The sequence below is a fragment of the Marinilactibacillus psychrotolerans genome, from assembly GCF_900101525.1.
GTDB lineage: Bacteria > Bacillota > Bacilli > Lactobacillales > Carnobacteriaceae_A > Marinilactibacillus > Marinilactibacillus psychrotolerans.
Map to the genome: position 1 here is coordinate 36,902 of NZ_FMZD01000014.1, position 26,219 is coordinate 63,120.

Here is a 26,219-nt window from a genome sequence, read left to right on the forward strand (position 1 = left end):
TAATGTTAATAAATGTACTGATCTTTTAATAAAAAAAGAGGCCTACCATTTGGTAAACCTCTGACTGGAAATCGTTATTAGTTTCGGATAGCTTTTAATGCTTTTCCCCATGAATTGACTTGGTCAAATAGAGAAGTCATATTTTCAAAGTGTAAGTCAGCTGGTTTGAAAGTTGAGAAATTTTCAAAGTCTGTAAATAATGAGAAAGTTGGATGGGTCCGAACATCAGCTACAAACAGTTCTCCTAAAATTCCACGTAAGTGTTCAGCTGCACGAGCTCCACCAGTTGAACCGTAACTCATAATACCGGCAGCTTTATTATGCCATGAAGTTGGTGCAGCAACGTCTAAAGCATTTTTTAATGCAGCTGGAAGGCCGTGATTATATTCAGCTACTACAAATACAAAAGCATCTAATGAGTTGATTTTTTCAGTCCATTTTGCTAATCCTGGTTCTGTTCCGTCTGTTGTTCCTAGGAAAGGTAAGTTGTATTTTGCGATATCAACGATCTCATAAGTCGCATCATTTCTTTGATCTGCAATTTGTTTTGCCCATTCTCCAACTTGTTCACTTACGCGTCCTTCTCTAGTGCTTCCTAAAATAATACCAATATTTAATTTTTCAGTCATTGTTTATTCTCCTAGTCTGTATTTTATTTTTATTTACTACTGTTGTTTTTCCAACAACTGTTGTATAATCTTATTATAACTTACTTTAAATAAGTAACAACCAACAATTATCTGGTTTTGTTGCTTATCCAACAAATTAATGAAAATGTCGTATAAAGGTGGAACAGCAGACATGGAAACTACAAAAACGATCGATATTCGTAAAGTCAGAACTAGGCACTCAATTATTGAAGCATTCATGAAATTGTTACAACAGAAGAGATTTGAAGCAATCAAGGTTAGTGATATAACAAATGAAGCAATGATTAATAGAGCAACATTTTACTATTACTTCGCTGATAAATATGAATTATTTGAAATTGTAACGAGAGAAAATTTGTTGAAAAATATTCGAAGTGAGTTAGCCGAGAATAAAAATTTTTGTGAGAATACTTTGAAAAATCTATTTTTATCGTTGACTCAATTTCATAAAGAACTTTCTGATATGTGTACGAAAAGTTATGAAGATTTAGCTTCAGGTACTGAAGCGATATTGCGAGAAGAAGTAGAGCAAGTATTACTGCAGGCATTGAAGTCTAGGTATAGCTCTAAAAGTGAAATAGAGATCAGAAGCTCAGCAACTGCTTTAAGCTGGATGTTATATGGAGCAGCCTATGAGTGGAAATCAAATAGTCAGTTGGATGCAGAAGTATTTTTCCAACAGATGATGGTTTCTATAGAAAAAATCATAAATGAATAATAGAATAATCACTAGAGATCCCAGATAAAAAAGGATCTCTAGTTTTTTATTTTCTTTGAACATGCGATAATAGGGTAACTAAAAAAATACAGTTCAATCATCATTCAATATGAAAGGAGCCAAAATGATGATCACTTATTATAACTTTCAAAATAACCAGTTAAATAATAGTCTAGAGGATCTAGCAAAATGGATTGCGGTCAATAATCCAACTAGTCATGAAGTAGAAAAGTTAGGGAAATATTATGATATTCCATTAGATATGTTTGTGACTCAGTATTTTCCAGAGAATATGACTGAAATTGAACATTTCAATTCTGAAACATTAGGGAACTGCGCTTTTCTTGTGCTGATTAATTATAAAACCAGTAAACCGCATTCAATAGAAAAAGGTCTTTATCCGATCACCTTTATTTACAATAAGGAAAAAATGATTTCGATAACAGATAAAAGGGATGTGTCGATCACGCCTTCAATAAAGAAAGATTTATCAGAAGCCGTTCAACCTAGTCAGCTGATTGTTGGATGTATTTTAAATATGTATCAAATATATACTGTAGAGATTAATCGTTTGAAAAGAGCTATTGATGAAATCAGCGAACGAGCACGTTCCACAACTAAACGAGAGGTCTTAACGGACTTAGCGGATGTGGAGAGAGATATGGTCTTTTTAGAACAAACGTTAGTTGATCAGAAAGCAACTATTGAAAAGTTACTTGCTAGTGAGTTGTTCCAAAGTATGGCTACGGAAGAGAGGCATGTACGAGAAATAAAACGAAAAATAAAGAAAACAGATAAACTCATTAGTTTAAATAGAGATTTGATTGATACTACGGGTGGGTTGATTTCGGATATGCTCGATAGTAAGTTGAATGGCATTATGGAATATTTGGATTCTGCTCAATTAGTGATTGCGATTCCAACACTGATTTTTAGTTTATGGGGAATCAATACAGGAGGACTAATTGGGAAAGACACGCCTTTAGGCTCTCTATCAGTTGTAATCTTTGCTATATTATTAGGGTGGACAACTTATTTATATTTAAAAAAGAAAGAATATTAAAAACTACCAGAAGGTTGCTTTCTGGTAGTTACTCGGTTTAGCTTATTTTAATTTATAAGTTTTTGGAAAAAGTTCTGAAATAAAATTAATTTCTTCTTGAGTAAGCTTGATATTTGCAGCTTCCAGATTCTGTTCCATTTGGTTTCTGTTTCTAGCTCCAGGAATCACAGCATTTATTACATCTTTAGATAAATAGTATGCCAAAACAATATTTTGTATTCCTGTATTATACTGATCAGCCAATGTATTTAGACGATCTACTTTTGAAAGAATCTCACTATAGGTGGGTTCTTGAAATTGTGGACGACTTCTTTGTCTATCACTTAACTGGGTATCTTTATCATATTTACCTGCAAGTAAGCCTGAAGCAAAAGGGAAATAAGGAATAAAGCTGATATTTTTTTCATTATAATAGGAGAAAACAGATGATTCAGCTTCTTGATTCAGTAAGTTATATTCATCTTGAACAACGTCGATATCGTTATGAACATTAGCTTCCTTAATTTGATCCAATGAAAAGTTAGAAACACCGATCGAGCGAATTTTTCCTTGTTCTTTCAAGCGAGATAAGGCACCAATTGCTTCTGCCTTAGGTGTGTCTTCGTCTGGAAAGTGAATATAATAAAGATCAATATAATCTGTTTGAAGTCTTTGTAAACTGTCTTCAACTTGTTTAGTCAGAAAATCAGGAGAATTATTCAATTTGATTTCTCCATCTATAATTTCATGTGCCCCTTTCGTAGCAATTACAATATCCTTGCGAAGATTATGTTTTTTCAAGGTTTCACCAATAATTGACTCTGATTTGCCGTTTCCATATATGAAGGCAGTATCGATGAAGTTCAATCCTTTTTCGATAGCATCTAAAAGAATTTCACCACCGTATTCAGTATTGGTAGAAGGATCAGCGTCACTAATTTTGTTGGCACCTAATCCGATTGGATGAACTTGTAACCCTGATTTACCTAATGTGACTAACTCACTCATGAAATCTCTCCTTTATTAATCGATTCTATTAATAGTATAAACGAATTGAAAAGCGAATAGAAGAATCTTGTGTTGTCTTATGGGTAATTAGTTGATTTTTTCGCTAAAGAACGTTATTTTAAGAGTAACAAAATTATTTATAGAAGAGGTGATTTGAAAATGGGAGGAAAACTTACTAAATCTTCTACCGATAGAGTCTTTTCGGGAGTATGTGGGGGAATAGCAGAATTCACGGGTATTTCAGCATGGGCTATAAGAATTTTATTTTTGCTTTTGCCGTCAAACTTACTGATCTACATTATTTTAGCATTCGTTATGCCAGAAGAGGATTAACAATAAATACTTTCCATTCCTTGTCTAATGGTCTAAATTAGATAAGGTTTTTTTATTAATTAGTTAATATTTATTTGAAGTAGGTGAACCGGTATGGAAAATATGCTCATAAAAAGAATCTCTACACATAATCCTGAATATACGCTTTCACTTAGCTTAAGAGATTTAGTATTAAGAAAGCCCTTAGGTTTGGATATAAAGCAAGATAAGCTCTCCCAAGAAGAGAAGGCTATACATTTTGTGGTTATTTCTGGAAATAAAGTTGTGGGAACACTATTTTTAATTGAAACAGATCGAAATAGTTATCAAATGAAGCAAGTAGCTGTTCATCCTGATTACCAGGGACAATCTGTAGGAACTAAATTAGTTTTATTTGCAGAAAAATGGGCACAAGATAATGAAGTACAAAAAATCTGGTTACATGCTAGAATCAATGCGTGGTCATTTTATCAAAAGCTAGGTTTCATATTTACTAGTGATGAATACAAACAAGTGGGTATCGTGCACAAGACGATGGAAAAACACTATTTATAAAATAGAATGCATTGGAATGTTATATAACATTCTGGTGCATTTTTGTTACCCCATAATTGTTTCCATATCGTTCAGTAAAAAGAAACTTATTTAAATAAGCGTTCGATATGTTTATCTGCTATTTGTAAGTAACCGAACTATACGCTCTACAAAGTATAAATCAATTATTTGCTTGATTCATTTTAATGAGAGGAAATAGATTTATAAACTGTTACATTTTGTACATAATATTGATGGATATCCTATTGCCTTAAATCGTTGCAATTAGTATGCTTAATAAATTAAGCAATAGGAGGCTCTTTCATGATCGGTAATAAACCAATAAAGAAACATTATATTTCTATTAATAAAAAGTTTATACTTTCTATAACATTTGCATTTATTTGGCTTATTATTTCTATCTATTTTTCTCTACCATGGGTTCATGATTTAGGAGTGCTAACTACACCATTTATAGCAGTGGTGATTATAGCAGGAATCGGTTATGTTCCGGGATTAATTAATTCTTTTATTATCATGAGTTTGTTACTGGACAGACAGCCTAAGTTTAAAACGATAGATCCAGAAGTGCCTATAACGATTATTATCGCATGCTATAACGAAGAAGAAACTATTGCAAATACCCTTTCTTATATAAAAAATCAAATTTATGATGGGGAAATTAAAGTGATCGTTGTGGACAACGCCTCTACTGATCAGACGGATCAACGATCTATAGAAGCAGGAGAAGAATTAGAGTTGAATTTGCAAGTGATTTATGCAAAAGAACCTGGAAAGTTTAATGCCCTTAACGAAGCGCTTAAAGTTGTAGAGACGGACTATGTGATTACATTGGATGCTGACACATTATTGCATAAATTAGCTGTAAAGCATGTTGTCTCTAGAATATTAACAGCGCCTGCTGATACATGTGCTGTAGCAGGATCAGTACTTGTAAGAAATAGTAGACAAAATTTACTAGCTAGACTACAAGAATGGGAATATTTTTTAGGGATCGCGAGTATTAAACGAATGCAAGGTATGTATCAAGGAACATTAGTAGCACAAGGGGCGTTCTCTCTGTATACAACGGATATATTGAAGCAAGTTGGTGGATGGCCAGATGCGATTGGAGAAGATATTGTACTAACCTGGAAGATGCTTAGGGAAAATAAGCGGGTGTATTTCGAACCGATGGCAGTCGCATTTACAGAAGTACCTAGTAAATTTATTCACTTTTATAGACAGAAAAGCCGTTGGGCAAGAGGCATGATTGAAGGGCTTAAAGCTGTGAAACCATGGGAACAACCGATTAAGTATATTCGTATTTTAACCGGCATCAATTTATTAATGCCTTATTTAGATATTGTTTACACTTTCGCGTGGATACCAGGATTAGTACTGGCATTCTTTGGATTCTTCTGGATTATTGGACCTATGACACTTTTGGTTTTGCCCTTAGCGTTATTGCAGAACTATATTTTATATGTATATCAAAAGAAAGTATTCAAAGAGTTAAACTTGAGCATACGGAAAAACAGGTTTGGATTTATTATTTTTGTATTGTGCTATCAACTGATTATGAGTCCGATTTCTATTATGGGATATTCTCATGAAATATTTGCAAAAAAACGAGTATGGAAATAATATGTAAAAATTAAAGCAGTAAATGATTCAGTATAAACTGTTTCATCTACTGCTTATTTTAAAAGTGTTATACGGTCATAGAAGTTTTTTCTGGTAGGGCTACATCGTTAGTTGAATAACCTTGTCTGATTAACCTGTCTAAATTTTCATAACTGGTTTCAATCATGTTTTTTAAAGCTTCATCCGTATTTGAACCGACATGTGGTGTAATCAATACTCTAGGATAAAGATCAACCAGCCCTTGTATGACGGGATCGTCTAAGGATTGATCTTCGTCATATTTCTTAAAGAAAATGGAGGATTCGTTTGCAAAAACATCTGTAGCAATTCCATCTAATTTGTTTGAGTTTATAGCATCTAAAAGCGCCTGATTATCTTGGAGTTCACCTCGAGCTGTATTAATTAAAATGGCTTTATCTTTCATTTTATTGATAAATTCTGAATTAATCATTTGATCATTTTCACCTGGAATATAGGGAACATGTACACTAATGATATCACTTTCAGCTAACACGTCGTCTAAACTTTTAAATTCTACAGTTTCTTTTGCGCTATCACTTTGGTAAACATCATATCCTAGTACATTCGCTCCTAGACTTTTGAATAATGAGGCCTCTGTTTGACCGATTTTACCTACTCCAATAATGCCAACTGTACAATTTCTTATTTCTTTACTGAACATAGTTGTATCGATTCTGAAGTCTTTTTTTGCTGTTCTGTTAGTTGTATAGGTTGTATGACGTAATAAAGACATAGCTAGTGTTAATGATAACTCAGCAATGGCATTGGGTGAATATGACGGTACTCTAGCTACCATCATATTGTAATCAGCCGCAGCTTCTAGATCAATATGGTTAAATCCAGCTGTTCTGGTTAACAAATATTTTACGCCATATTCAGCAAATTTTTTAATGTTTTTTCTATCAGCAAGGCAGTTACCTCTGAGAATGATAGCATCCATTCCCATAGCAGCTTCAGCATTATCGTGATTTAGTAATGATTCTACTAAGTTTAATTTATAATGAAAAGTATTTAACTTTTCAAAATATTCTTTTTCATTTGGTCTAACACCATAACAAACAATTTTGACTGTCATATACATTCTCTCCTTGGAAGTAATAGTAATTTTCGATTTTTGAGTTTAATTAAAAGATACCTAATGAGTCAAGCATACTTATAATCACAATCCATATAGGCATCATTACAACAGCAGATATGGTAGAGAGTAAAGATGCGTTTGAAGCGAGTAGGGCATCCTTATCAAAGCTAATGGCATAAGCTGCGGCTACTGTTGCTGTTGGTGTTGCCATCATAACTACAATTGTTCCTAATCCGACTAGACTGACTGGTAAAATATTTGTTAAAGTCAATATGAGTAGAAACGCAATGTTGATAATTGGAACTAAAATAACTTTGGCAAAGCTGTAAAACCAGGAAGTTTTTGAAGCGGCTGCTTTTTTAAAGCTAACTTCACCTAAGGTTGAACCGATAGCTAACCATGCTAGTGGAGAAGCAATTCCTGCTAGATAAGTCATGGGTTGAAACAACCATGGAGCTGTCTGATCAATTCTTAAAAAAGCAACTTCAGTTAATCCGGTTTCGGTTGCTACAGTAACTTGTGGTAAGTATCCTTGCACTAACCATATGAACAATCCTAAAAAAGTAGCAAGAACAATCGGATTTAAAAACATTGATTTAACGTTTTTCATTTCCATTTTTAAGCCACTCATTTTGATGTATCCATATGAATACAAGAATATTCGGTATCCAATATTAAAAATTGAAGCATAAAGCACACCTTCTGTTCCATATATTGCGCCCACAATCGGAATACCGAAAAATGTTGTTGAGCCAAAAATAGTTAGAACACGAAGTGTATCTTGTTCATCACCTTTGAACTTCATGAAAATAGGTTTAGAAAGTACGATCAGAATGATATAAATAGCAATTCCCCAGATTAATACGTTTCTTCCTTCAGCTAATGAACTTGGATCAATATCTTGCATAAATGCTTTAAAAGCTAATGCGGGCAAAGCAACTGTTAACACAACTTTTGAAAGGATTTTCCCAACTTGATCATTGAAAATTTCTTTTTTACGTGCGATGAAGCCTAAGAGAATAATAAAAATTGTAGATGAAATAGCACTTAATATAGTCATGTCAGTAAGAGTAGTATTTAATATATCGAAAAACATGTAATTCCTCCTGTATGTTCGTTTATTCACATATAAATCTAAGTGATAAATTGTCGACATTTACCTTTAAGAAAACTATATAGTTATTTTGTGATTAAATGAACAATATAGAAGTAAAGTAAGTTTCGTAACTTATGTAAGCAAGATATTATTATATGAGATTTAATAAATACTATGATATAAGGTGGATATATTTCTTGAATAAGATAAACCAATATTATTTTCTAAAGTTCAAATTGTTAATTTATGCACATAAAAATCAACTTTACTTGATCTTTATATAATGGTAGGTTTATATTTAATGAGAGTATTGCCTTAAATAAATTTATAAAGAATGGATATTGTGAAAATAAAAATGAATAGACAAAAATGGTTTCGCTTTTTATCTTTGAGATCTTTAATGATCTTATTGATATTGCTTACAGTCTTTTTTTCTCTAGGAGCTTCAGCATTACTAGTGCAAAATTATGTTGTAGACAGAGAATATCAGGTAATCGAAAATAAAATCTCATCCATTGCCAGAATTGTAGCGAAAGATGATCGAGTTATTGGTGCTGTTACGAACGAAGTGATAGATCCAGAGGTACAAGAGTATGCAAATGAAGTTTTAGCAGATACAGATGTAGAATTTATCGTTGTTTTGGATAATAATCTAATAAGATACTCGCATCCAGAGAAAGAGGTAATTGGTGGAAAGTTCTCTAATATTGAAGATGCTAGCCGTGCGTTAGATGGCAGTGAACATTTTTCTGAACATATTGGAATTTTAGGAGCTGGCAGGCGTTTTTTTACGCCAATTATAAATGAAGCTGGAGAACAGGAGGGAATCGTATGTGTTGGAATTACAAATGAAACGATTGCCATTCAAAATCAGGCAGCTCAAGAAAAACTAATTTATGGATTAGCTGTGGGGTTAATGGTTGGGTTAACAGGTTCTATTTTATTAGCAAACAAGATTAAAAAAACCTTGTTAGGTTTAGAGCCGAAACAAATTGCTACGAGACTGAAAGAACGAAAAATTATTACAGATGCTGTGGTTGAAGGAATTATTGCTATTTCCATGGATAAAAAAGTCTTGCTGATGAACGAAAATGCAAAAGCTATTTTTAAACAAGCTAATCTTCCAGAAATAGTTTCTATGAATGGAGAAGTGAGTGGAGAACTATACACGGTTTTATTCTCAGAGTGCTTTTCTACTAAAGAGACAGTTTCTGATCATTCGCTCGTCCTGAATCATTTAGATATCGTAGTAAATATTTCCCCTATATGGATTAATCAAGAATTTTCAGGGGCTGTAGCGACAGTAAGAGATCAATCGGAAATGAAGCATCTATTAAGAGAGTTGAGTGGCACTGAACAATATATAGACTCACTGCGTGCTCAAAGTCACAATTTTTTGAACCAGTTACATGTTATTTTAGGGTTAATTGAATTAGAAAAATACGAGGAAGTTAAAAGCTATATTTCTATATTAAATAAAGACTACCATGAAGAAATAGGATATATTACCGAAAAAGTTAAATCTCCTGCACTAGCTGGGTTCCTGTTAGGTAAATCAAGTGAAGCGAAAGAAAAACAAGTTCTGTTAACAATTGATAAAGATTCTTATTTTCCAAACATTGAAGTAAATAGTTTGACTCACCATCTGATTGTGGCAATAGGCGTCTTGTTGGATAATGCCTTTGAAGCTGTACAAACACAAAAAAGAAAAGAAATCTCACTTTATTTGCATTATGATAAAGATGAAGGAATATTGACAATAAAAGTCACAGACACGGGAATTGGAATGAACTCAGAAGAAAAGAAGAGAATTTTTCAAAGAGGATTTTCTACAAAGGGAAATAAAAGAGGGTACGGATTAGATGCTGTTCAAACGATTATCCGCTCTTATAATGGGATTATAGATGTCGAATCTAAAGAGCAAATTGGCAGTAAAGTACTAATTGAATTAGATTATAGGTTGGAGGAAGGTCATGATTGATGTTTTAATTGTTGAAGATGATCCTATGGTAGCAATGTTGAATAAAGAATTTTGTGAACGTATGGAAGGATTAAAGGTAATTGGACAAGCTGAATCGACAGCAGATGCTTGGAGTATAATTGACCAACAAGAGCCAGATTTGATTTTACTTGATATTTATTTGCCTGGTCAGACTGGTCTTGAGTTTGCCGAATCATTAAAGAAAAAAGGGATCTTTATACCGATACTTTTTATTTCAGCAGCGGATGACATAGAATCTGTGCAGCAAGCAGTTTATTTTGGTGCAACCGATTATTTGATAAAACCATTTACTTTTGAAAGATTTCAAGCTTCATTAAAAAAAATAATAAAATTTGATCAGGCATTATCGAAAGGGAAAGTAACGAATCAGAAAACATTGGATCAGTATTTCTGCAACGAACAAATTATACAAAGTGAAATGGATTCTAACAAGCTTTCCAATAGAAGTTCAATAGAATTTCCCAAAGGAATATCAAAGATTACAATGAAAAAAGTAGTCAAACAAATTCTTATTACTAAAGAGTGGTTCACGACTGAGAACATAGCAACTGAAATAGGTATTTCTCGAATTTCCACAAAAAAATATATCCAATATTTGGTTGATTTACAGATTTTGGATGAGGAAATGGATTATAATACGGTAGGAAGACCAGCTATAATTTATCAAATAAATGAGAATAGTGCAGTTGAAATTGAGCAGTTTGTATACAAATAAAAAGCAGAAGCTTTGACATTTAAGCTAACAATGTCAAAGCAATGGTCATAAGTATAAGTGAAAATATGATACTTATAGAAGATAAAAAGCTTGATGTAGATCGCTTGTTTCCATAAACGATCATATTGATTGTTGAGACGGTTCCAACAGGTGCAAGCGTAACTAACACTAGGGAGAAACGTACAATTTCTGGTAATGGAAGAACAAAGTAGAATAAAACGGCTACCGCAATAGCGAGTGTATAACGAACAGATAATAATTTAGATATTTTTCTAAGCGAAGATGTATCCATATCTATTTCCAAATAAAGCCCAACCATAAACATGGATAAAAAGGCATTACCGCTGGAAAATAACGCTACTACTGAAGTGATCGTTTTTGGAACCGTGATCCCAAGTAAAGCGAGTAGGAACATGAAAGTATAGGTCGTAAAAGAGGGGGAATGAAATAAACGCAAAGCTCTTTTAATATAACTGGATTCTTGTCTTTCTTGGCCTAATATTTTATCTACAACCATGGGGGATCCGCCGAACAGCATTAAAGCATTTCCCATATCAAAGCTTCCAATAAATGGAATGGCGGCGGGGAAAAAACCTTGAACAAAAGGAATAGTAAAATTACCAATGTTGAATCCTCCTTGAGAGAACATCATCATTGCGCGATCAACAGGGTCTTTTTTTCGCCAAAATAAGCTACCGATTAGAACAAGTACTAAGTTAGTAAGCAACCCTAAACCAATCATAATAAATAAGATGACATCAACTTTTACGGCATTGAAACCGACAATGATTGTAGCAGGGAGAGTAATGTTTAAAATGATTTTTTGAAGAATGGTGCCATCAGTCGACCGTAAAATTCCAGCTTTTTTAAATAAGTAGGCCACCAGAACGACGAGAAGGAAACTGAGAGATTGGATAAGAATCATGGCCATATGCAGAAACTCCTTAAACAGTATCATTAAAAATAATGTACTTTTATCATAAGCTGTTTTGTTGATTTGTTCAAGCGATTCTAATTGTATTACCTGTTTAATCCCTTATATAAGGTTAAAAAGGAGATAAAAAAATGAGTAGACCACAGACAAAGACAGAATTAATAGAAGCTGCAGAAAAAGAATTTAACATGCTATTTTCTTTGATTGAATCCATCCCTGAAGAAAAAAGAATGGAGAGCTTTCCATTTGAAGATCGTGATAAGAATATAAGAGATGTTTTGATGCATTTATATAAATGGCATTTGATGATGTTGAAATGGTACGAGGTAGGGATGCAAGGTGGAATTCCCGCAATGCCAGCAGAAGGATATAGTTGGAAAGAACTTCCAGTACTAAATCAGAAAATCTGGAAATCTGTACAGAGTGTATCCCTTTTAGAATCAGAAGAAAAATTGATTGATAGTCATGAAAGAGTTATGCAGTTAATTCAGGAACATACAAATGAAGAAATGTTTACAAAAAAATATTATAAGTGGACGAAGACTACTTCATTAGGCAGTTATTTCATTTCTAATACATCCAGCCATTATATCTGGGGGCAGAAAAAAATTAAAAAATTTAAGAAATCTATTAATGATTAGGAAAAAGATCCTTTAGCTGAAAATAGCTAAAGGATCTTTTTCAATGATATTAGATTTTAAATCCTTTAAGGAGATTATCCATATTTTGTGCTAGTTCAACTAATTGGGAAATTTTTCCACCTTCACCAGCAATTTCTTCCATGGAACTATTGATCTGTTGCGTAGCAGCTGAAGTCTCTTCTACTCCGGCTGCGGATTCCTCAGAAACAGAAGCGACTTCTTCAATAGAAGCGTTCATGTCATCGGTGTTATGTTTTAGTTCAGATAAGTTAGTATTGATTCCTTGAATATTTTGAGCGACATCGTTTAAAGATTTTGATATCTGTTTGAAAGTGTCACCCGTTGCTTTGATTTGAGAGGTTCCTGTTTGAACTTCTGCATAACCTTCTTGTAAGGATTCGCTTACCCCTTTAGATTCCAATTGGATTGTTTGTACAAACCCAGTGATTTCTGAAACAGATACATCGACTTGTTCCGCTAGTTTACGGACTTCATCGGCCACAACAGCAAATCCTTTACCATGTTCACCAGCACGGGCCGCTTCAATAGCCGCATTTAAAGCTAATAAGTTGGTTTGGTTGGCCACATTTTGAATAATTTCGACTAATTTTGAGATTTCTTGTGTTTGCATATCTAATTGATCGACTTTTTCAACTGATTGTTTTACAATGTCATTTATTTTTACCATCTGAGATTCAGATGATTCCATTAATGTAGTACCGTTAGCTGTTTCTTTCAGTACTTTCTCTGATAAAGTATTGATGTGTTGTCCACTTTTATTTGTTGCATCAACTTTTTGTGAGAAGTCATCCATAATTGTAGATAGTTTACTCGCAGTATGTGCTTGCGTTTCAGAACCTTCAGATAGTTCTTGCATCGTCATTGCGACCTGGTCTGTTCCAGACATCACTTCTGAAGAAGTTTCAGATAATTCTTTACTATTGTATGACAAGAGGTAAGACACTTCTGAAATGTTTGATAGGATGTCTTTCAAGCGATCTTGCATCGCATTCGCAGAGTCTGCCAATTGTCCTGTTTCATCTTTATTTGAGATACTCAGATAATCATTTTTTAAATTGCCTTCTTTAATATCGTTCATTCTTTCCATGACTTTTTTAACGGGTATTGAAATTGATCTGCTAGTTAATAAAGCAATGATAATCGCTAGTATAATAACGATAATAGAAACAATAAGATTGATTGAGAGACCTGTCTGTCCTATATCAATAATGTTTTCTCCAGATTCATTAATCACTTGTTCTTGGTTTCTTGCGGATTCAGCTAGCGTATCCAGCATAAAAGTAGTAGTTGGAGCAAGTTCGTCCATATTAGCTAGCGCTTCTGTTTCATTTCCAGCCGCATAAACATCAAATACATCTCTCAACATGCCTTGAGTCCATTCTTCGTGGGTGGTAATAAATTCATCTACGGTATCTGAATTAGAAAGTTCTCCTAATGTCTTTACGTATGGCTGTACAGCTTCAGCATTCTCTTCGAACATATCTCTATATTTTTCATTGCCTGTCATCAAGTAGGCACGAACATTTGTTGAACGTCTAGCTACTGAGAACCCAACTCGTTCATCAGCGATCATTAAAGGTATCTCATGAGTAACCATTGTTTCAGTTTCTTTATTTGTATGAAGAGTAGAAATACTTGTTTCTACCATCAATCCAATGATAAATAGGATAACTAAAATAAAGCCGAACAAAATTTTAGCTCTCAAACTTTTAAATTGTATTAGGCGAATTCCTTTTGATTTATCTTTGATGCGTTTTTCTTTGTTTGTTTGTGTTTCTGTTCTATCCATTTTACATCACTCCCTTACCCTTATTATCGGAAAGCTATACAAAGTGTTTATGGTGATAGCAATTGAAAACACTTGTTACTTATAAATAGTAAATCTTAAAAATTATAAGTATGATAAGAATGTATTATGGATAAAATATAATCATAAATAAAAAAATATGTATTTTTAAATGTAGTAGATAATGCCAAGTAACTATTTTATCTAAAATCATTGATAATCAAACATATAATAGAATAAAGAGCAAGTAATCAATTTTAGTGTTCTAATTATAATTACACGCTTAGAATAAACTTCAAATTGAGTAATTATAAAAAAGAGAACAATAAGTAAGAAGTGAACGAAATGTTACGAGTGAAAAAAAGTAAACTATTTTGAATATCAAACTTATTAATCTAAAATTAAATCTGATTGATAGCCTTAGAACGAAAGGTATATTTAATATATTTTAAAGCAAATTAGCTGAAAAAGTTTATATTTGAAAGATAACTGAAAATGTAAAAGGAATGGTGGTTTTGAAAATGAAGATATTGCAATTAATCATTCATTCAATATAATGATTATTAGAATACTAAGGGGGTACCGCATTTGAAAATATCTTTTAATAGATGGTGGGTTGTAATAGGAGCTATATTGGTGCAGCTCTGTATCGGAGGCGTTTATACTTGGAGTTTATTTAATCAACCATTAGCAAATGCATATGGTTGGGAAACTAATAGTGTCTATCTAGCCTATTCTATCGTCATTTTTATTTTTGCATTCACGACTATAATCTCTGGACGGTTGCAGGATAAATTCGGTCCAAGAAAAATAGCTACAATAGGGATTGTTTTGTATAGTGCTGGGCTCATGTTGACTTCGACAGCTGAGTCACTATGGCAATTATATTTATATTATAGTTTGATAGCTGGAGTGGGCATCGGGTTTGTGTATGTCTGTCCATTATCAACGTGCGTTAAATGGTTTCCGGATAAAAAAGGATTCATCACTGGGATAGCAGTGGGAGCTTTTGGGCTAGGTGGCTTTTTGTTTAATTCTTTTATTCAATCTTTCATTGAATCTGTTGGTGTATCAAGAGCATTTTTTTATCAGGGTATTATTTATATGATTATAGGATTGATAGGCGCACAATTGCTTAGACAGCCTAAAATAAATACTTCTGAAGTAAGCGATAAGATTATTAATGATAATGAGTTTACGGTTACTCAGATGATTAAAACTAAATCATTTTATCTAATATGGGTCATTTATTTAACGGGAACCATTACGGGGTTGCTCGTTATTGGTTTAGCAAAAGATATTGGGATGGATGTGGCTGGATTGGCACCAGCAATAGCTGCAAATGCAGTCGCTCTGGCAGCAATTTTTAATGCTTTAGGTCGAATTACTTGGGGAATTCTTTCAGATAAATTAGGAAGACTACGTGTTATTTCTGTTATGTTTGGTTTAACGGCTGTGGCTGTAGGTTTGTTAAGCACAATTACACCCAATACTAGGTTGTTTTTTAGTATAGTAGCCATAATCGCGTTTTGTTTCGGCGGCTTTTTAGCAGTGATTCCACCGCTTACAAGTGATTATTATGGGATAAAAAACCTAGGTGCAAACTATGGGTTAGTATACCAAGGATATGGTATTGCTGCATTAGTAGGACCTATGTTGATTTCATTGGCCGGTGGTTTCAAACCAGCGTTTTTAATAGCGGCGCTATTAACTATAGTAGGATTAATCTTATCATTATTAGTTAAGCCACCATTACAAATAAAGCCAATTGACTAAAAAAATTAATGAAAAAGATCTTCTACTTTTAATAGTAGAAGATTTTTTATTAATAGTATAAAATAAGATCAATTAAATAAAGTTTGCAAATTTTTTAAGCTGACTAAGCTTAGATAAGAACATATTACCTTAATAATAACGCAGATTATGTTAAACTAAGTATAGATAATGTAATTATTATGTATAAATTTCTATAAAGTTCATCTTAACTATTATATAAAATAGATTTAATCCGCCTATAAAAACTATTGAGGGGATCATTTTCTGATTAATTTCGAGGAGGAAGTGAAATCGAAAAAGAAAAAAGTAAGCACATAAACTTGGAATTAGATTATGAATTTTGTGAAGAAATCATAAAAACACATTCCAAAAGTTTTTATTTTGCTTTTTCTAAATTACCAAAAGAGAAAGCACAGGCGGTATATGCTATCTATGCTTTTTGTAGACAAGCTGACGATAGTATTGACCAAGCAACTTCTCAGCAAGAACAGAAACAAGCCCTGGATCAATTAAAAAATCAACTTGATCTGTTTGGGACAGGGAAGAACTTAGATAAACCGGTCTGGAGAGCATTGCGTGACGTGTTTAATCGATATGATATGTCACTTGACCCTTTTTACGATCAACTAAAAGGACAGACAATGGATTACCATTTCACGCAGCCAAAGACATTAAGTGATTTAGAAACATACAGTTATTTTGTAGCAGGATCAGTGGGACTAATGTTGTTACCTATTATAGCTACGGAAAACCATCAAGAATTGACTGAAACAGCTGTTTCCCTTGGGGTAGCCATGCAAATCACAAATATTTTAAGAGATGTAGGGGAAGATTATCGCGATATCAATCGTATCTATTTACCTGAAAAGTTAATGGAAAAAGTGGGTTATAATCAACAAGATCTAGAAAATCAAACCATTAATAAATCTTTTATTCTATTATGGGAAACCCTCGCTTCTCGATCTGAAGAATTGTATAAAATGGTTAAACACAACCTTTGGAAATTCGATGAGGATAGTCGTTTTCCAGTTCTGCTTTCAGCTAATATATACGAAGAAATTATAAATACTGTTCGTAAAAATCAATATAATTGTTTTACAGTAAGAAACAAAACCTCTTTCATCAGAAAACTTTGTTTGTACCGAGATGCCAATAGATGGCTAAGAAATATCTGATTTCTAAGAAATTGTCTATAAGTGACTAAAAAGGAGAACGTATTATGAAAGATAGTCAACCAAGCAAGCAAAAGACCATTGTAGTAATTGGTGGCGGTCTGGGAGGCATATCAGCAGCTATAGCCTTGGCGCAAAGTGGATACAAAGTAGATTTATATGAAAAAAATGAACATATCGGTGGGAAATTAAATCGTCTAGAGCATGATGGATATGGTTTTGATCTTGGTCCTTCGATTTTAACCATGCCATTTATTTTTGAAAGATTATTTTTAGTCAGTGGTAAGCTCATGGAAGATTATGTGCCTATTGAGAAACTTGAACTGCAATGGCGGTCTTTTTTTATAGATGGGACAACAATTGACTTGCATGAAAAACTGGCAGATATGAAAAAAAACAATCCTTATTTAAGGGAGCAAGATTTAAGAGAATATCGAAAGTTTTTAGATTATTCTAAGTCTTTATACGATGTCACAGAAAAAGGGTATTTTAATAAAGGATTAGATACACTAAAGGATATATTAAAATTTCATGGTCCGATATCTGCTCTAAAAGATTTTGATATTTTTTCTACTATGTCCAGCGCAATTGAAAAACAAATTAGTAATCCGCATATGCAGGAAATGTTGAAATATTATATTAAATATGTGGGTTCCTCAGCAGAAGATGCCCCAGCGATTATGAATATGCTGGCGTATATGCAGCATGATCAGGGGTTATGGTATATTCCGGGAGGGATGCATAAACTAGGTGAAGGATTACGGACCTTAGCAAATGAAATAGGTGTATCTCTTCATAATGGAAAAGAAGTCGTTCAGTTGCATATCGATCAAAAAAATAAGATCCAGTCAGCTGAATTGATAGACGGGACTCATGTAGAAGCAGATTATTTTGTTTCTAACATGGAAGTCATTCCAACTTATAAATATTTACTTAATGAAGATAAGAAATTGATCGAACGTTTAGAACGGAAATATGAACCTGCTGCTTCAGGTATGGTCTTGCATCTCGGAGTGGATCGTTTGTATCCTCAATTAGCTCATCATAATTTTTCTCAGAAGATTCTGAAAAAAATTATGAGACAGTCTTCCATCGTCATGAATTACCTGAGGATCCTACGATTTATTTAGTAAATGTCAATAAGACAGATGCTACACAAGCACCAGCAGGTCATGAAAATATTAAGATTTTGCCTCACATTCCCTACATTCAAGATGAGCCATTTACGGACGAGGATTATGCAGCTTTAAGGGAAAGAGTATTAGTGAAATTAGAAAAAATGGGTTTGACGGACTTGCGGCAGCATATTGTATTTGAAGATATGTGGTTGCCAGAAGACATCCAGCAAACCTACTACTCAAATCGAGGTGCCATATATGGGGTAGTTGTTAATAAAAAGTTGAATAACGGCTTTAAACATCCTAAACATAGTGAACACTATGATAATTTATATTTCGTTGGAGGATCTGTTAATCCAGGTGGAGGAATGCCAATGGTTACCTTGAGTGGACAACAAGTTAGAGATATGATTGTAAAAAAAGATTATAAACAAACGTAACCAAATGCTTTATCAGTTTTTGAATAGTGTGTTTACTTATTTAAAATAAAAGAAAGTCACTAAGGGGAGGTAAATATGTTCATGTTGTTATGGTTTGGGCTACTGATGATCATATTTTCTCTGATTAGTGGCTTTTTTATCTTATGGAAGATTCCTTATATCTCTAGTCAAACATTCAATAATCCAGATAAAATACCAGCTATTTCTATTATCATACCTGTGAGAAATGAAGAAAGAAATATTATAAATCTACTTGATACATTAAAAAAACAATCGTTGCAGCCTAAGCAAATTATCGTAGTAGATGATGACTCGACAGACCGAACGGTTGAGGTAGTATCTAAATATGATGTAGAAATTAAAATTAAAGGACAAAACAAAGTAGAAAAAGAGTTAGTTGGTAAAACAGCAGCCTGCTACAGAGGTTCAATAGAGGCAACAGGCGAGTTACTGGTTTTTATAGATGCGGACACTTCCTTTGATCATAAAGATGCATTAAAAAATATTATTGCTGAATTCGAGAAGCTTAAGTATTCAGGATTATTTACGATCCAGCCTTATCATCGTCCGGTTAAATTTTATGAAAAATTATCTGCTCCAATGAATATGATAGTGATTGCCGGATTGAATTGTTTTACTCCCTTGAAAAAAAGACTCGAAACGGGTGGAGCTTTTGGACCATTTCTCATGTCTTCTGCAAAGGAGTATAAGCAAACGGGAGGGCATGAAGAAATACTTGGATCACATTTAGATAATTTTATGTTGACTAAGCTTTTTCAATCTCATTCTCTTCCTGTGTATAATTATGGTGGGAAAGGGACGCTTTCTTTCCGTATGTATCCAGACGGAATAAAGCAATGGTTACTTGGATGGTCAAAAAGTATTGCGAGTGGCTCCAGCAATACACATCCTTTAGTCATGTCCGCAGTCGGAATCTGGATAACGGGTGGATTACTACTACCAAGTTTGATAGTATGCAGTCTATTTCTATATAGCACATACTGGTTGCCCATTTTTATTTTTCTATATGCTTTTTATGCAGGTCAGTTTTTGTGGCTAGCAAGAAAGGTTGGAAAATTCTCTGAATGGTTATTTTTAATTTATCCGATTTTTTTGTTAGCCTTTATTCTGGTCTATTTCTGGTCATTCTTCCAGGTACATATCTTACACTCTGTATTTTGGCGTGATCGTAAGATAGATGTTTAAGAAAGGAGTTAATTATGACACTTTCTCAGACAGTGTTTCTATTATTTTTAAATATAGGTATATGGTTTATTATTCACTTATCCATATCTATATCGTTACTTTTTTTACCTAAAGATCTCTTCATTAAAAATGTAGTATTCCAAGTGTTATTTAAAGCGCACAAATGGGAAAAAAATGGCCAACTCTATGATTCGGCTTTTTTGGTGAAAAGTTGGAAAGATAAGGTACCAGACGGTGCTTCTCTCTTCAATTTAGGCTATAGGAAGAAGCAATTACCTTCCACCAAGAAAAAAGATATGGAAGAGTTCATTATGGAAACTAAACGAGCTGAACTCACTCATTGGTTAATTATGCTATTAGCTCCGGCATTTTTCTTGTGGAATCCTTTGTGGGCGGCTTGGATAAATATAATTTATGCTCTGTGCAGTAATGTCCCCTTCATAATGATCCAAAGGTACAATCGACCAAGATTAGAAAGAATCCAGCGACTTAAAATCAAGAGAATAGATAACCGATTAAGTTAGTAAGAGTAAATTACAAAAAAATTAAGTAGGAGAAAAAATATGGACCAATTTTTTAGAATTGATCAATCTGCCGCTATCAAAACGGTTACGTTAAAAGTCGATAATTTAAATAAACTTGCTGATTACTATGAGCTTTTAGGGTTAAAGCGATTAATCGAGACAGAACAAAAAATAACGATGGGTAGTCCTAGATCAAATTGTCCGCTATTGATCTTAAAAAAAGTCTCAAACCCATCTCCACGTAGAAAAGTGACCGGTTTATTTCATACAGCGTTTCTGCTCCCTGAGAGAAAAGATTTAGGAAATGTCTTGTATTATTTATTGAGTCAGCGGATACCGTTAGACGGAGCTTCAGATCATGGTTACAGCGAAGCAATTTACCTACATGATCCGGAAGGAAATGGAATTGAAATTTATAGTGATAAACCAAAAGCAGAATGGGATATTAGACCAAGTGGCCGTATAGCTGGTATCACCATTGAAATGGATGCGGATGGCGTCTTAGCTGCTAGAGATCAGTCAGCACCCTCCTTATTTCCAGAAAAAACTAAGATTGGACATGTCCATTTGTCTGTTGCAGATTTAGATGAGACACAAACCTTTTATGAAAAGATTCTAGGAATGGATTTGAAAGATGAATTTGGTCAGCAAGCAAGGTTTTTTGCAGCAAATGGATATCACCACCATATCGGAGCAAACATCTGGGTAGGTAAAAACTTACCTAAACCAAGTGAAACAGATTTAGGACTAGAAACTTTTTCATTAGTTGTTTCTTCTAAAGAAGAATGGTGGAAAATTAGAAAGAGACTAGAGTCATTTGAAATAAATATTATAGAAACATCAGAGAATGCTCTTGCTGTTATGGACCCTAACGGTATAAAAGTTGAAATTAGAAATGATTTTACAGATATGACTATGTAATTAACCATAAATTTTAGAGGAGAATTGATATGACAATTAATGAATATACGGTAACAGATATATCTGGAAACGAAGTGGCTATGTCTAACTATATGGGTCAACCTTTACTGATTGTAAATACTGCCAGTCAATGCGGCTTAGCATCTCAATTAAAAGATCTTGAAAATTTATACCAGGACTATAAAGAAAAAGGATTTGTAGTTTTAGGATTTCCATGCAGTCAGTTTATGAATCAAGAACCTTTGGAAGGAGAAGAAATCGCTGAGTTTTGCCAAATGAATTATGATGTTTCTTTTCCATTGTTTGATAAGATCAAAGTTAACGGTGATGATACCCACCCTTTATTTCAATACTTGAAAGAACAGACAGGTAATAAAATGATAAAATGGAACTATACAAAATTTTTAATTGATGCTAACGGAGAAGTCGTTGATCGTTATGCCCCAACCACTAATCCTAAAAAAATAGCAAAAGATATTGAAAAGTTAATATAAATTAAGTTGCTTAAATAAATACAGCTTACTGAGCAGGAGATATAAGCTGCTTAGTGAGCTGTATTTGTATGAACCTTAAGAGAAAGGAAGTAGTAATGGTTTCTGTAATGTGGTATAGAAGAGATTTAAGATTAGAAGATAATATTGCTCTGGCAAAAGCAGTTGAAGAATCAGAACAACTCATACTAGTTTTTCATATTAATCCGGAACAGTTTTTGAAAAATAGCATAAATCATGATGCATTCTTTGCCAGTCTAGCTTATTTCAAGAAAGAAATTGATAGACGAGGGATGCATTTGCAAATATTATACGGAGATATTAAAAAGAGCTTTTCAGACTTGAAAAAAAAGGTTCCTGACTGGACGGAAGTCTATTTTAATAAAGATGAGAGAGGTTTTGGAAAACTAAGAGACGACAAAATGACGGATTTTTTCAGAGATCACGAGATAGCTGTTCATGCATATATGGATCATTACTTACATGGAGCGTACGAAATAAAAAATAACTCTGGGGAACTGTATAAAGTGTTTACTCCATATTATAATAAATGGATTCAGCTAGAAAAACCTGCGCCGATTAAGGTAACAATTGATCCTGAAAAGGTACTTAAAAAAGCTTTGTTCAAAGAGAACGAAGAAAAATTAAAAAAAATGGTAAATGACTCAAGTTTGACGATGAACTATTTACCAGGTACTGAACAAGCGAATAAGCAGCTAGAGTTGTTTATCAAAGAAAAAATGGATAAATATAATAAAGCTAGAGATTATCCGTTCAAAAATAATACCAGTCGACTATCTCAGTATTTAAGAACAGGGGAGATTAGCATTCGAACAGTTTGGAGTGCCGTCCAAAAAGAAGTTAGTTCCGAGAGTCAGATAACCTTTTTAAAAGAATTGTGCTGGCGGGATTTTTATCATATGGTTTATGCTGGAAATCCAGACCAGAAAACTCAGCCGATCAAAAAACAATTCTCAAATATTCAATGGGATAATAATGTAGAGCAATTTGAGAAATGGAAACACGGTCAAACGGGCTATCCAATTGTAGATGCAGCTATGAGACAGATGAATCAAACAGGTTGGATGCATAATCGTCTGCGGATGATTGTGGCATCGTTTTTAACAAAAGACTTACTGATTGATTGGCGTTGGGGGGAAGAATATTTCCAGAAAATGCTAATTGATTATGATGCCTCAAGTAACATCGGAGGATGGCAATGGGCAGCTTCAACAGGAACAGATGCTGTGCCATATTTTAGAATATTTAATCCAACTACTCAATCAGAGAAATATGATCCTTCAGGTGAATTCATTCGAAAATATGTAACTGAGCTGAAAGCTGTTAAATCGAAGTATATCCATGCTCCAGAAAAAATGAGCAGAGAAGAGCAAGTGAAAGCAAATGTCATTATAGGGGACAATTATCCTCATCCTATGGTCAATCATTCTGATGCTAGAAAACGGGCCATATCAATTTTTGAAGAAAGTAAAGATATAGTGAAGTAAATGAAATAATGCGCGAACCATAATTTAAAAATTAACTCGAATTCGAACTATGTGAAGATTCTCTTTTATACAATAAAGAATAAGAGTTTCTTTTTGTTTGAAAAACCTTTTAAATAAAAGAATACTAGTAATGGCGAAAGGAAAAGGATAATAAATTTAAATAAATTGTTGACTATTTCACAATATTATTATATAGTTTTAAGTGTAATGAAACGGAGAAGAAACATCCTATTTTTAGTGCATTCTCTCCTTCTTCTCCTCCTTTCATTAATATTACTCAGAGTTCAAACAAGTGTTTTACTGTATGCTAATCTTTACTTAGTAGTATAACGGACATATTCATAAAGAACTCTTTTGATGAATCATTTGCACAAGGTACTTGTTTTGTAAACTTGTGTATTCATAATGGGTATCCCTTACCGGGTGATAGCTGAGAAGTGAAGGTGTGGCCCTTCCTTCTCGCTGCACTCTAATTACTTAGACATAGTTAAGAAATAAATGAAGTTGATAGACATAGTGATTTGAACTTTTAACACACTAAAATTGAACAGTCTTTAATAATTTAGACTGTTTCATTCTAGTGTGTTTTATTTGTGTATTATCTAGTGTATACTAACGTTGAAGTTTCAAGAGCCATTGTCTTGAAAGGAGAATAAGAAATGAAAAGAATAGAGCGTATTTATGATTATGTGATTTCAAATACTAAATACTATTCAAAAAAAGAACTAGAGTTGAAACAAGGAATTACGACGAAAGAAATTTCTGAAGCATTGGATATTCAAAGAAGTAATGTCTCCAAAGATTTGAACTTATTAGTTCGAGAAGGAAAACTTTATAAAGTTGAAGGTAGACCGGTTAAATATATTGATATTAAATTAATGCAACATAAACCTTTTTCAAAGTATGTATCTAGTTATAAAGAGACTCGAACTCAAGATAGCAAAATAGACCAAAGTACTCATAGTTTCGGTTTTTCTACAGATGAAGATATCTTTCAGACCACTATTGGAGCGAAGGGGAGTATGAAAAATGCTGTTGAACAAGCTAAAGCAGCGGTACTGTACCCTCCTAAAGGATTGAATACACTAATTACTGGACCAACTGGATCTGGTAAATCTTTTTTTGCACATGCGATGTTTAAGTTTGCGCAATCAAATGGAATGATTGATGCTTCGAAAGAATTAATTGTATTTAATTGTGCAGATTATGCCCATAATCCTCAGTTGCTGATGAGCCATTTATTTGGATACTCAAAAGGTGCTTTTACAGGAGCCATGACTGATAAGTCAGGGCTAATCCAGCAAGCTGATGGCAGTATGCTTTTTTTAGATGAGATTCACCGATTACCTCCTGAAGGACAAGAAATGATTTTTTATTTTATGGACCATGGAACCTATAACCGGATGGGAGAAACGGGCAAAGCAAAACAAGCAGCTGTTAGGATTGTTGGGGCTACGACTGAAGATCCAGGATCGGCCTTATTAGATACTTTTATGAGAAGAATTCCCATTAATATTCATCTGCCTTCTTTCAAGCAAAGGCCTGCTAATGAACAAATTGATTTAGTGAAACTAATGGCAGGAATCGAAGCAAATAGGATACAAAGAAGAATTAGTTTGACAGAAGACGTTGTTAAAGCGCTGATCACAAGTGTGAACTATGGTAATGTAGGTCAACTCAAATCAAACATTCAATTGGTATGTGCTAGAGGATTTATGCATCAAATGCAGAAAGAAGAGGTAAATTTAACGGTTAATGATTTACCAGATGGCATCAAATCGGGTTTGATTCAGCTTTCTTCTGATAGAAAAAGACATACCGAATTATCTAAATATCTTGAGCCTGAAATTACGGTTTCACCAAATGAATCGTTTGCTAAAATGACTACCGATGCTTACGAATTGCCTTATAATTTGTATGACATAATCGGAGATAAAGCTGCACTTTTAAAGGCTGAGGGGCTGGATCAGGAATCAATCAATCATTATATATCAACTGATATCAATGTTCATCTAAAGTCTTATTATAGAAATCACGGCTTTTCTTTTAATACTGAATCAAAATTAGCAGAATTTGTTAATACTGAAGTTATTCAATTAACTAGGACATTATATGATTTAGTAAAAAGAAGATTGGGCGCGGAATTTCAACAGAATTTTATTTATGCAATGAGTTTGCATATTAGTTCATTCTTGAAAAAGATTTTTTTAGGGGAAGAACGTAATATCAATCACAACATTAAAGAAATGGCAATAGATTTTCCGGAAGAATACGAGGTAGCTAAAGAGATAAAAACCATAATCTCTGAGGAAATGAATGTAAAGATCCCAGAAAATGAAGTTTATTATCTTACCGTATTACTTGTCTCTTTGAAAGATGAACAAGCTCAAGGTAAAGTAGGGGTTATTGTAGCAACCCACGGACAATCTACAGCAAGCAGTATGACTAGCGTGGTAGAAGAACTTCTGGATATTGAGAAAATCAATTCTATTGATATGCCCTTGGATATGCCGCCTCAAACTGCCTATGAACGTATTAAGCAAGCAGTTATAGAAGTAGACGAAGGAAACGGTGTCTTGCTGCTGGTTGATATGGGCTCACTTTCTACTTTCGGTGAGAAACTAAGGGAAGAGACAGGGATTGCGGTAAGAACGATTGATATGGTATCAACAGCAGTCGTTCTTGAAGCAGTCAGAAAAGCTTCTCTCGTTGATACAGATCTGAACACACTTTATGATTCACTTAAAAAATTTAGAGGGTATGTTGATACAGTGAAATCTAAATCATATGATCTATCGATAAATAAGAGTAAGAAACAAGTTATTTTAGCGGTTTGTGCAAGTGGAGAAGGAACTGCG

Annotated in this window: 22 protein-coding genes and 1 pseudogene; 17 read left to right on the plus strand and 6 right to left on the minus strand. The window is 33.6% G+C overall.

What is annotated here, in order from left to right; genetic code table 11:
- Positions 1 to 77: 77 nt before the first annotated feature.
- Positions 78 to 629 (minus strand): NADPH-dependent FMN reductase, encoded by a 552-nt coding sequence (locus BLT22_RS08475; RefSeq protein WP_091762464.1) that lies wholly within the window; start codon positions 627 to 629, stop codon positions 78 to 80.
- 172 nt (positions 630 to 801) lie between these two features.
- Here BLT22_RS08475 and BLT22_RS08480 point away from each other — a divergent pair, with 172 nt between their 5' ends.
- Together BLT22_RS08480 and BLT22_RS08485 are read left to right on the plus strand one after the other, a co-directional pair.
- A complete protein-coding gene (locus tag BLT22_RS08480) occupies positions 802 to 1,368 on the plus strand; it encodes a TetR/AcrR family transcriptional regulator (protein ID WP_176935409.1) in 567 nt (188 codons plus the stop codon).
- A gap of 127 nt (positions 1,369 to 1,495) precedes the next feature.
- Complete coding sequence (locus tag BLT22_RS08485; protein ID WP_176935411.1) at positions 1,496 to 2,431, plus strand: CorA family divalent cation transporter; 936 nt, start codon at positions 1,496 to 1,498, stop codon at positions 2,429 to 2,431.
- Between the two features lie 42 nt (positions 2,432 to 2,473).
- On the opposite strand, the gene BLT22_RS08490 is transcribed toward BLT22_RS08485, so the two are convergent.
- Positions 2,474 to 3,418, minus strand: a complete 945-nt coding sequence (locus tag BLT22_RS08490; RefSeq protein WP_091762471.1) for an aldo/keto reductase — start codon at positions 3,416 to 3,418, stop codon at positions 2,474 to 2,476.
- Between the two features lie 159 nt (positions 3,419 to 3,577).
- On the opposite strand from BLT22_RS08490, the gene BLT22_RS08495 reads away from it, so the two are divergent.
- From BLT22_RS08495 to BLT22_RS08505, 3 genes are all read left to right on the plus strand, one after another.
- On the plus strand, positions 3,578 to 3,751 hold the full coding sequence (locus BLT22_RS08495; protein WP_072695551.1) for a PspC domain-containing protein: 174 nt from the start codon (positions 3,578 to 3,580) through the stop codon (positions 3,749 to 3,751).
- A 93-nt stretch (positions 3,752 to 3,844) separates the two neighbouring features.
- Complete coding sequence (locus tag BLT22_RS08500) at positions 3,845 to 4,285, plus strand: GNAT family N-acetyltransferase (protein WP_091762473.1); 441 nt, start codon at positions 3,845 to 3,847, stop codon at positions 4,283 to 4,285.
- 303 nt (positions 4,286 to 4,588) lie between these two features.
- On the plus strand, positions 4,589 to 5,911 hold the full coding sequence (locus BLT22_RS08505; RefSeq protein WP_091762476.1) for a glycosyltransferase family 2 protein: 1,323 nt from the start codon (positions 4,589 to 4,591) through the stop codon (positions 5,909 to 5,911).
- A 67-nt stretch (positions 5,912 to 5,978) separates the two neighbouring features.
- Here BLT22_RS08505 and BLT22_RS08510 read toward each other — a convergent pair whose 3' ends face one another.
- The gene (locus BLT22_RS08510) at positions 5,979 to 7,007 is read right to left on the minus strand and encodes a 2-hydroxyacid dehydrogenase (RefSeq protein WP_091762479.1); all 1,029 of its coding nucleotides are present in this window, start codon (positions 7,005 to 7,007) and stop codon (positions 5,979 to 5,981) included.
- 49 nt (positions 7,008 to 7,056) lie between these two features.
- Complete coding sequence (locus tag BLT22_RS08515) at positions 7,057 to 8,106, minus strand: AEC family transporter (RefSeq protein ID WP_091762481.1); 1,050 nt, start codon at positions 8,104 to 8,106, stop codon at positions 7,057 to 7,059.
- Positions 8,107 to 8,449: 343 nt separating this feature from the next.
- On the opposite strand from BLT22_RS08515, the gene BLT22_RS08520 reads away from it, so the two are divergent.
- Both BLT22_RS08520 and BLT22_RS08525 read left to right on the plus strand, forming a co-directional pair.
- The gene (locus BLT22_RS08520) at positions 8,450 to 10,087 is read left to right on the plus strand and encodes an ATP-binding protein (protein ID WP_218127263.1); all 1,638 of its coding nucleotides are present in this window, start codon (positions 8,450 to 8,452) and stop codon (positions 10,085 to 10,087) included.
- Positions 10,080 to 10,823: a response regulator gene (locus tag BLT22_RS08525; protein ID WP_072695536.1), complete on the plus strand. Its 744-nt coding sequence runs from the start codon at positions 10,080 to 10,082 to the stop codon at positions 10,821 to 10,823. The genes BLT22_RS08520 and BLT22_RS08525 overlap by 8 nt, the downstream gene beginning before the upstream one ends.
- Before the next feature lie 19 nt (positions 10,824 to 10,842).
- On the opposite strand, the gene BLT22_RS08530 is transcribed toward BLT22_RS08525, so the two are convergent.
- Positions 10,843 to 11,754 (minus strand): AEC family transporter, encoded by a 912-nt coding sequence (locus tag BLT22_RS08530; RefSeq protein WP_091762482.1) that lies wholly within the window; start codon positions 11,752 to 11,754, stop codon positions 10,843 to 10,845.
- A gap of 134 nt (positions 11,755 to 11,888) precedes the next feature.
- Here BLT22_RS08530 and BLT22_RS08535 point away from each other — a divergent pair, with 134 nt between their 5' ends.
- Positions 11,889 to 12,398 carry a ClbS/DfsB family four-helix bundle protein gene (locus tag BLT22_RS08535; RefSeq protein ID WP_087057710.1) on the plus strand — a complete coding sequence of 170 codons (510 nt, stop codon included), beginning with the start codon at positions 11,889 to 11,891 and terminating at the stop codon, positions 12,396 to 12,398.
- A gap of 49 nt (positions 12,399 to 12,447) precedes the next feature.
- Here the strand turns inward: BLT22_RS08535 and BLT22_RS08540 are convergent, their stop codons facing one another.
- The gene (locus BLT22_RS08540) at positions 12,448 to 14,208 is read right to left on the minus strand and encodes a methyl-accepting chemotaxis protein (RefSeq protein WP_091762484.1); all 1,761 of its coding nucleotides are present in this window, start codon (positions 14,206 to 14,208) and stop codon (positions 12,448 to 12,450) included.
- Positions 14,209 to 14,793: 585 nt separating this feature from the next.
- On the opposite strand from BLT22_RS08540, the gene BLT22_RS08545 reads away from it, so the two are divergent.
- The 9 genes and pseudogenes from BLT22_RS08545 to BLT22_RS08585 form a co-directional block, all read left to right on the plus strand.
- Positions 14,794 to 15,981 (plus strand): L-lactate MFS transporter, encoded by a 1,188-nt coding sequence (locus BLT22_RS08545; RefSeq protein WP_218127264.1) that lies wholly within the window; start codon positions 14,794 to 14,796, stop codon positions 15,979 to 15,981.
- Positions 15,982 to 16,301: 320 nt separating this feature from the next.
- Complete coding sequence (locus tag BLT22_RS08550; protein ID WP_236048898.1) at positions 16,302 to 17,156, plus strand: phytoene/squalene synthase family protein; 855 nt, start codon at positions 16,302 to 16,304, stop codon at positions 17,154 to 17,156.
- Positions 17,157 to 17,200: 44 nt separating this feature from the next.
- Positions 17,201 to 18,711 (plus strand): annotated as a pseudogene (locus BLT22_RS08555) (phytoene desaturase family protein).
- A 75-nt stretch (positions 18,712 to 18,786) separates the two neighbouring features.
- Positions 18,787 to 19,917: a glycosyltransferase family 2 protein gene (locus tag BLT22_RS08560; RefSeq protein ID WP_091762488.1), complete on the plus strand. Its 1,131-nt coding sequence runs from the start codon at positions 18,787 to 18,789 to the stop codon at positions 19,915 to 19,917.
- Positions 19,918 to 19,931: 14 nt separating this feature from the next.
- Positions 19,932 to 20,441, plus strand: a complete 510-nt coding sequence (locus BLT22_RS08565; protein WP_087057722.1) for a glycosyl-4,4'-diaponeurosporenoate acyltransferase CrtO family protein — start codon at positions 19,932 to 19,934, stop codon at positions 20,439 to 20,441.
- Between the two features lie 39 nt (positions 20,442 to 20,480).
- Positions 20,481 to 21,362 (plus strand): VOC family protein, encoded by an 882-nt coding sequence (locus BLT22_RS08570; RefSeq protein WP_091762490.1) that lies wholly within the window; start codon positions 20,481 to 20,483, stop codon positions 21,360 to 21,362.
- Positions 21,363 to 21,391: 29 nt separating this feature from the next.
- Positions 21,392 to 21,856: a glutathione peroxidase gene (locus BLT22_RS08575; RefSeq protein WP_091762492.1), complete on the plus strand. Its 465-nt coding sequence runs from the start codon at positions 21,392 to 21,394 to the stop codon at positions 21,854 to 21,856.
- Positions 21,857 to 21,951: 95 nt separating this feature from the next.
- A complete protein-coding gene (locus BLT22_RS08580) occupies positions 21,952 to 23,361 on the plus strand; it encodes a cryptochrome/photolyase family protein (RefSeq protein ID WP_091762494.1) in 1,410 nt (469 codons plus the stop codon).
- A 659-nt stretch (positions 23,362 to 24,020) separates the two neighbouring features.
- Positions 24,021 to 26,219 (plus strand): sigma-54-dependent transcriptional regulator (locus tag BLT22_RS08585; protein ID WP_091762496.1); only part of this gene is annotated, 2,199 nt, incomplete at its 3' end.

What these genes read in the sequence shown, in the direction of transcription:
- BLT22_RS08475 (WP_091762464.1), bottom strand. Translation starts at nt 629, where the DNA reads ATGACTGAAAAATTAAATATTGGTATTATTTTAGGAAGCACTAGAGAA.
- BLT22_RS08480 (WP_176935409.1), top strand. Translation starts at nt 802, where the DNA reads ATGGAAACTACAAAAACGATCGATATTCGTAAAGTCAGAACTAGGCAC.
- BLT22_RS08485 (WP_176935411.1), top strand. Translation starts at nt 1,496, where the DNA reads ATGATCACTTATTATAACTTTCAAAATAACCAGTTAAATAATAGTCTA.
- BLT22_RS08490 (WP_091762471.1), bottom strand. Translation starts at nt 3,418, where the DNA reads ATGAGTGAGTTAGTCACATTAGGTAAATCAGGGTTACAAGTTCATCCA.
- BLT22_RS08495 (WP_072695551.1), top strand. Translation starts at nt 3,578, where the DNA reads ATGGGAGGAAAACTTACTAAATCTTCTACCGATAGAGTCTTTTCGGGA.
- BLT22_RS08500 (WP_091762473.1), top strand. Translation starts at nt 3,845, where the DNA reads ATGGAAAATATGCTCATAAAAAGAATCTCTACACATAATCCTGAATAT.
- BLT22_RS08505 (WP_091762476.1), top strand. Translation starts at nt 4,589, where the DNA reads ATGATCGGTAATAAACCAATAAAGAAACATTATATTTCTATTAATAAA.
- BLT22_RS08510 (WP_091762479.1), bottom strand. Translation starts at nt 7,007, where the DNA reads ATGACAGTCAAAATTGTTTGTTATGGTGTTAGACCAAATGAAAAAGAA.
- BLT22_RS08515 (WP_091762481.1), bottom strand. Translation starts at nt 8,106, where the DNA reads ATGTTTTTCGATATATTAAATACTACTCTTACTGACATGACTATATTA.
- BLT22_RS08525 (WP_072695536.1), top strand. Translation starts at nt 10,080, where the DNA reads ATGATTGATGTTTTAATTGTTGAAGATGATCCTATGGTAGCAATGTTG.
- BLT22_RS08530 (WP_091762482.1), bottom strand. Translation starts at nt 11,754, where the DNA reads ATGGCCATGATTCTTATCCAATCTCTCAGTTTCCTTCTCGTCGTTCTG.
- BLT22_RS08535 (WP_087057710.1), top strand. Translation starts at nt 11,889, where the DNA reads ATGAGTAGACCACAGACAAAGACAGAATTAATAGAAGCTGCAGAAAAA.
- BLT22_RS08540 (WP_091762484.1), bottom strand. Translation starts at nt 14,208, where the DNA reads ATGGATAGAACAGAAACACAAACAAACAAAGAAAAACGCATCAAAGAT.
- BLT22_RS08560 (WP_091762488.1), top strand. Translation starts at nt 18,787, where the DNA reads ATGTTCATGTTGTTATGGTTTGGGCTACTGATGATCATATTTTCTCTG.
- BLT22_RS08565 (WP_087057722.1), top strand. Translation starts at nt 19,932, where the DNA reads ATGACACTTTCTCAGACAGTGTTTCTATTATTTTTAAATATAGGTATA.
- BLT22_RS08570 (WP_091762490.1), top strand. Translation starts at nt 20,481, where the DNA reads ATGGACCAATTTTTTAGAATTGATCAATCTGCCGCTATCAAAACGGTT.
- BLT22_RS08575 (WP_091762492.1), top strand. Translation starts at nt 21,392, where the DNA reads ATGACAATTAATGAATATACGGTAACAGATATATCTGGAAACGAAGTG.
- BLT22_RS08580 (WP_091762494.1), top strand. Translation starts at nt 21,952, where the DNA reads ATGGTTTCTGTAATGTGGTATAGAAGAGATTTAAGATTAGAAGATAAT.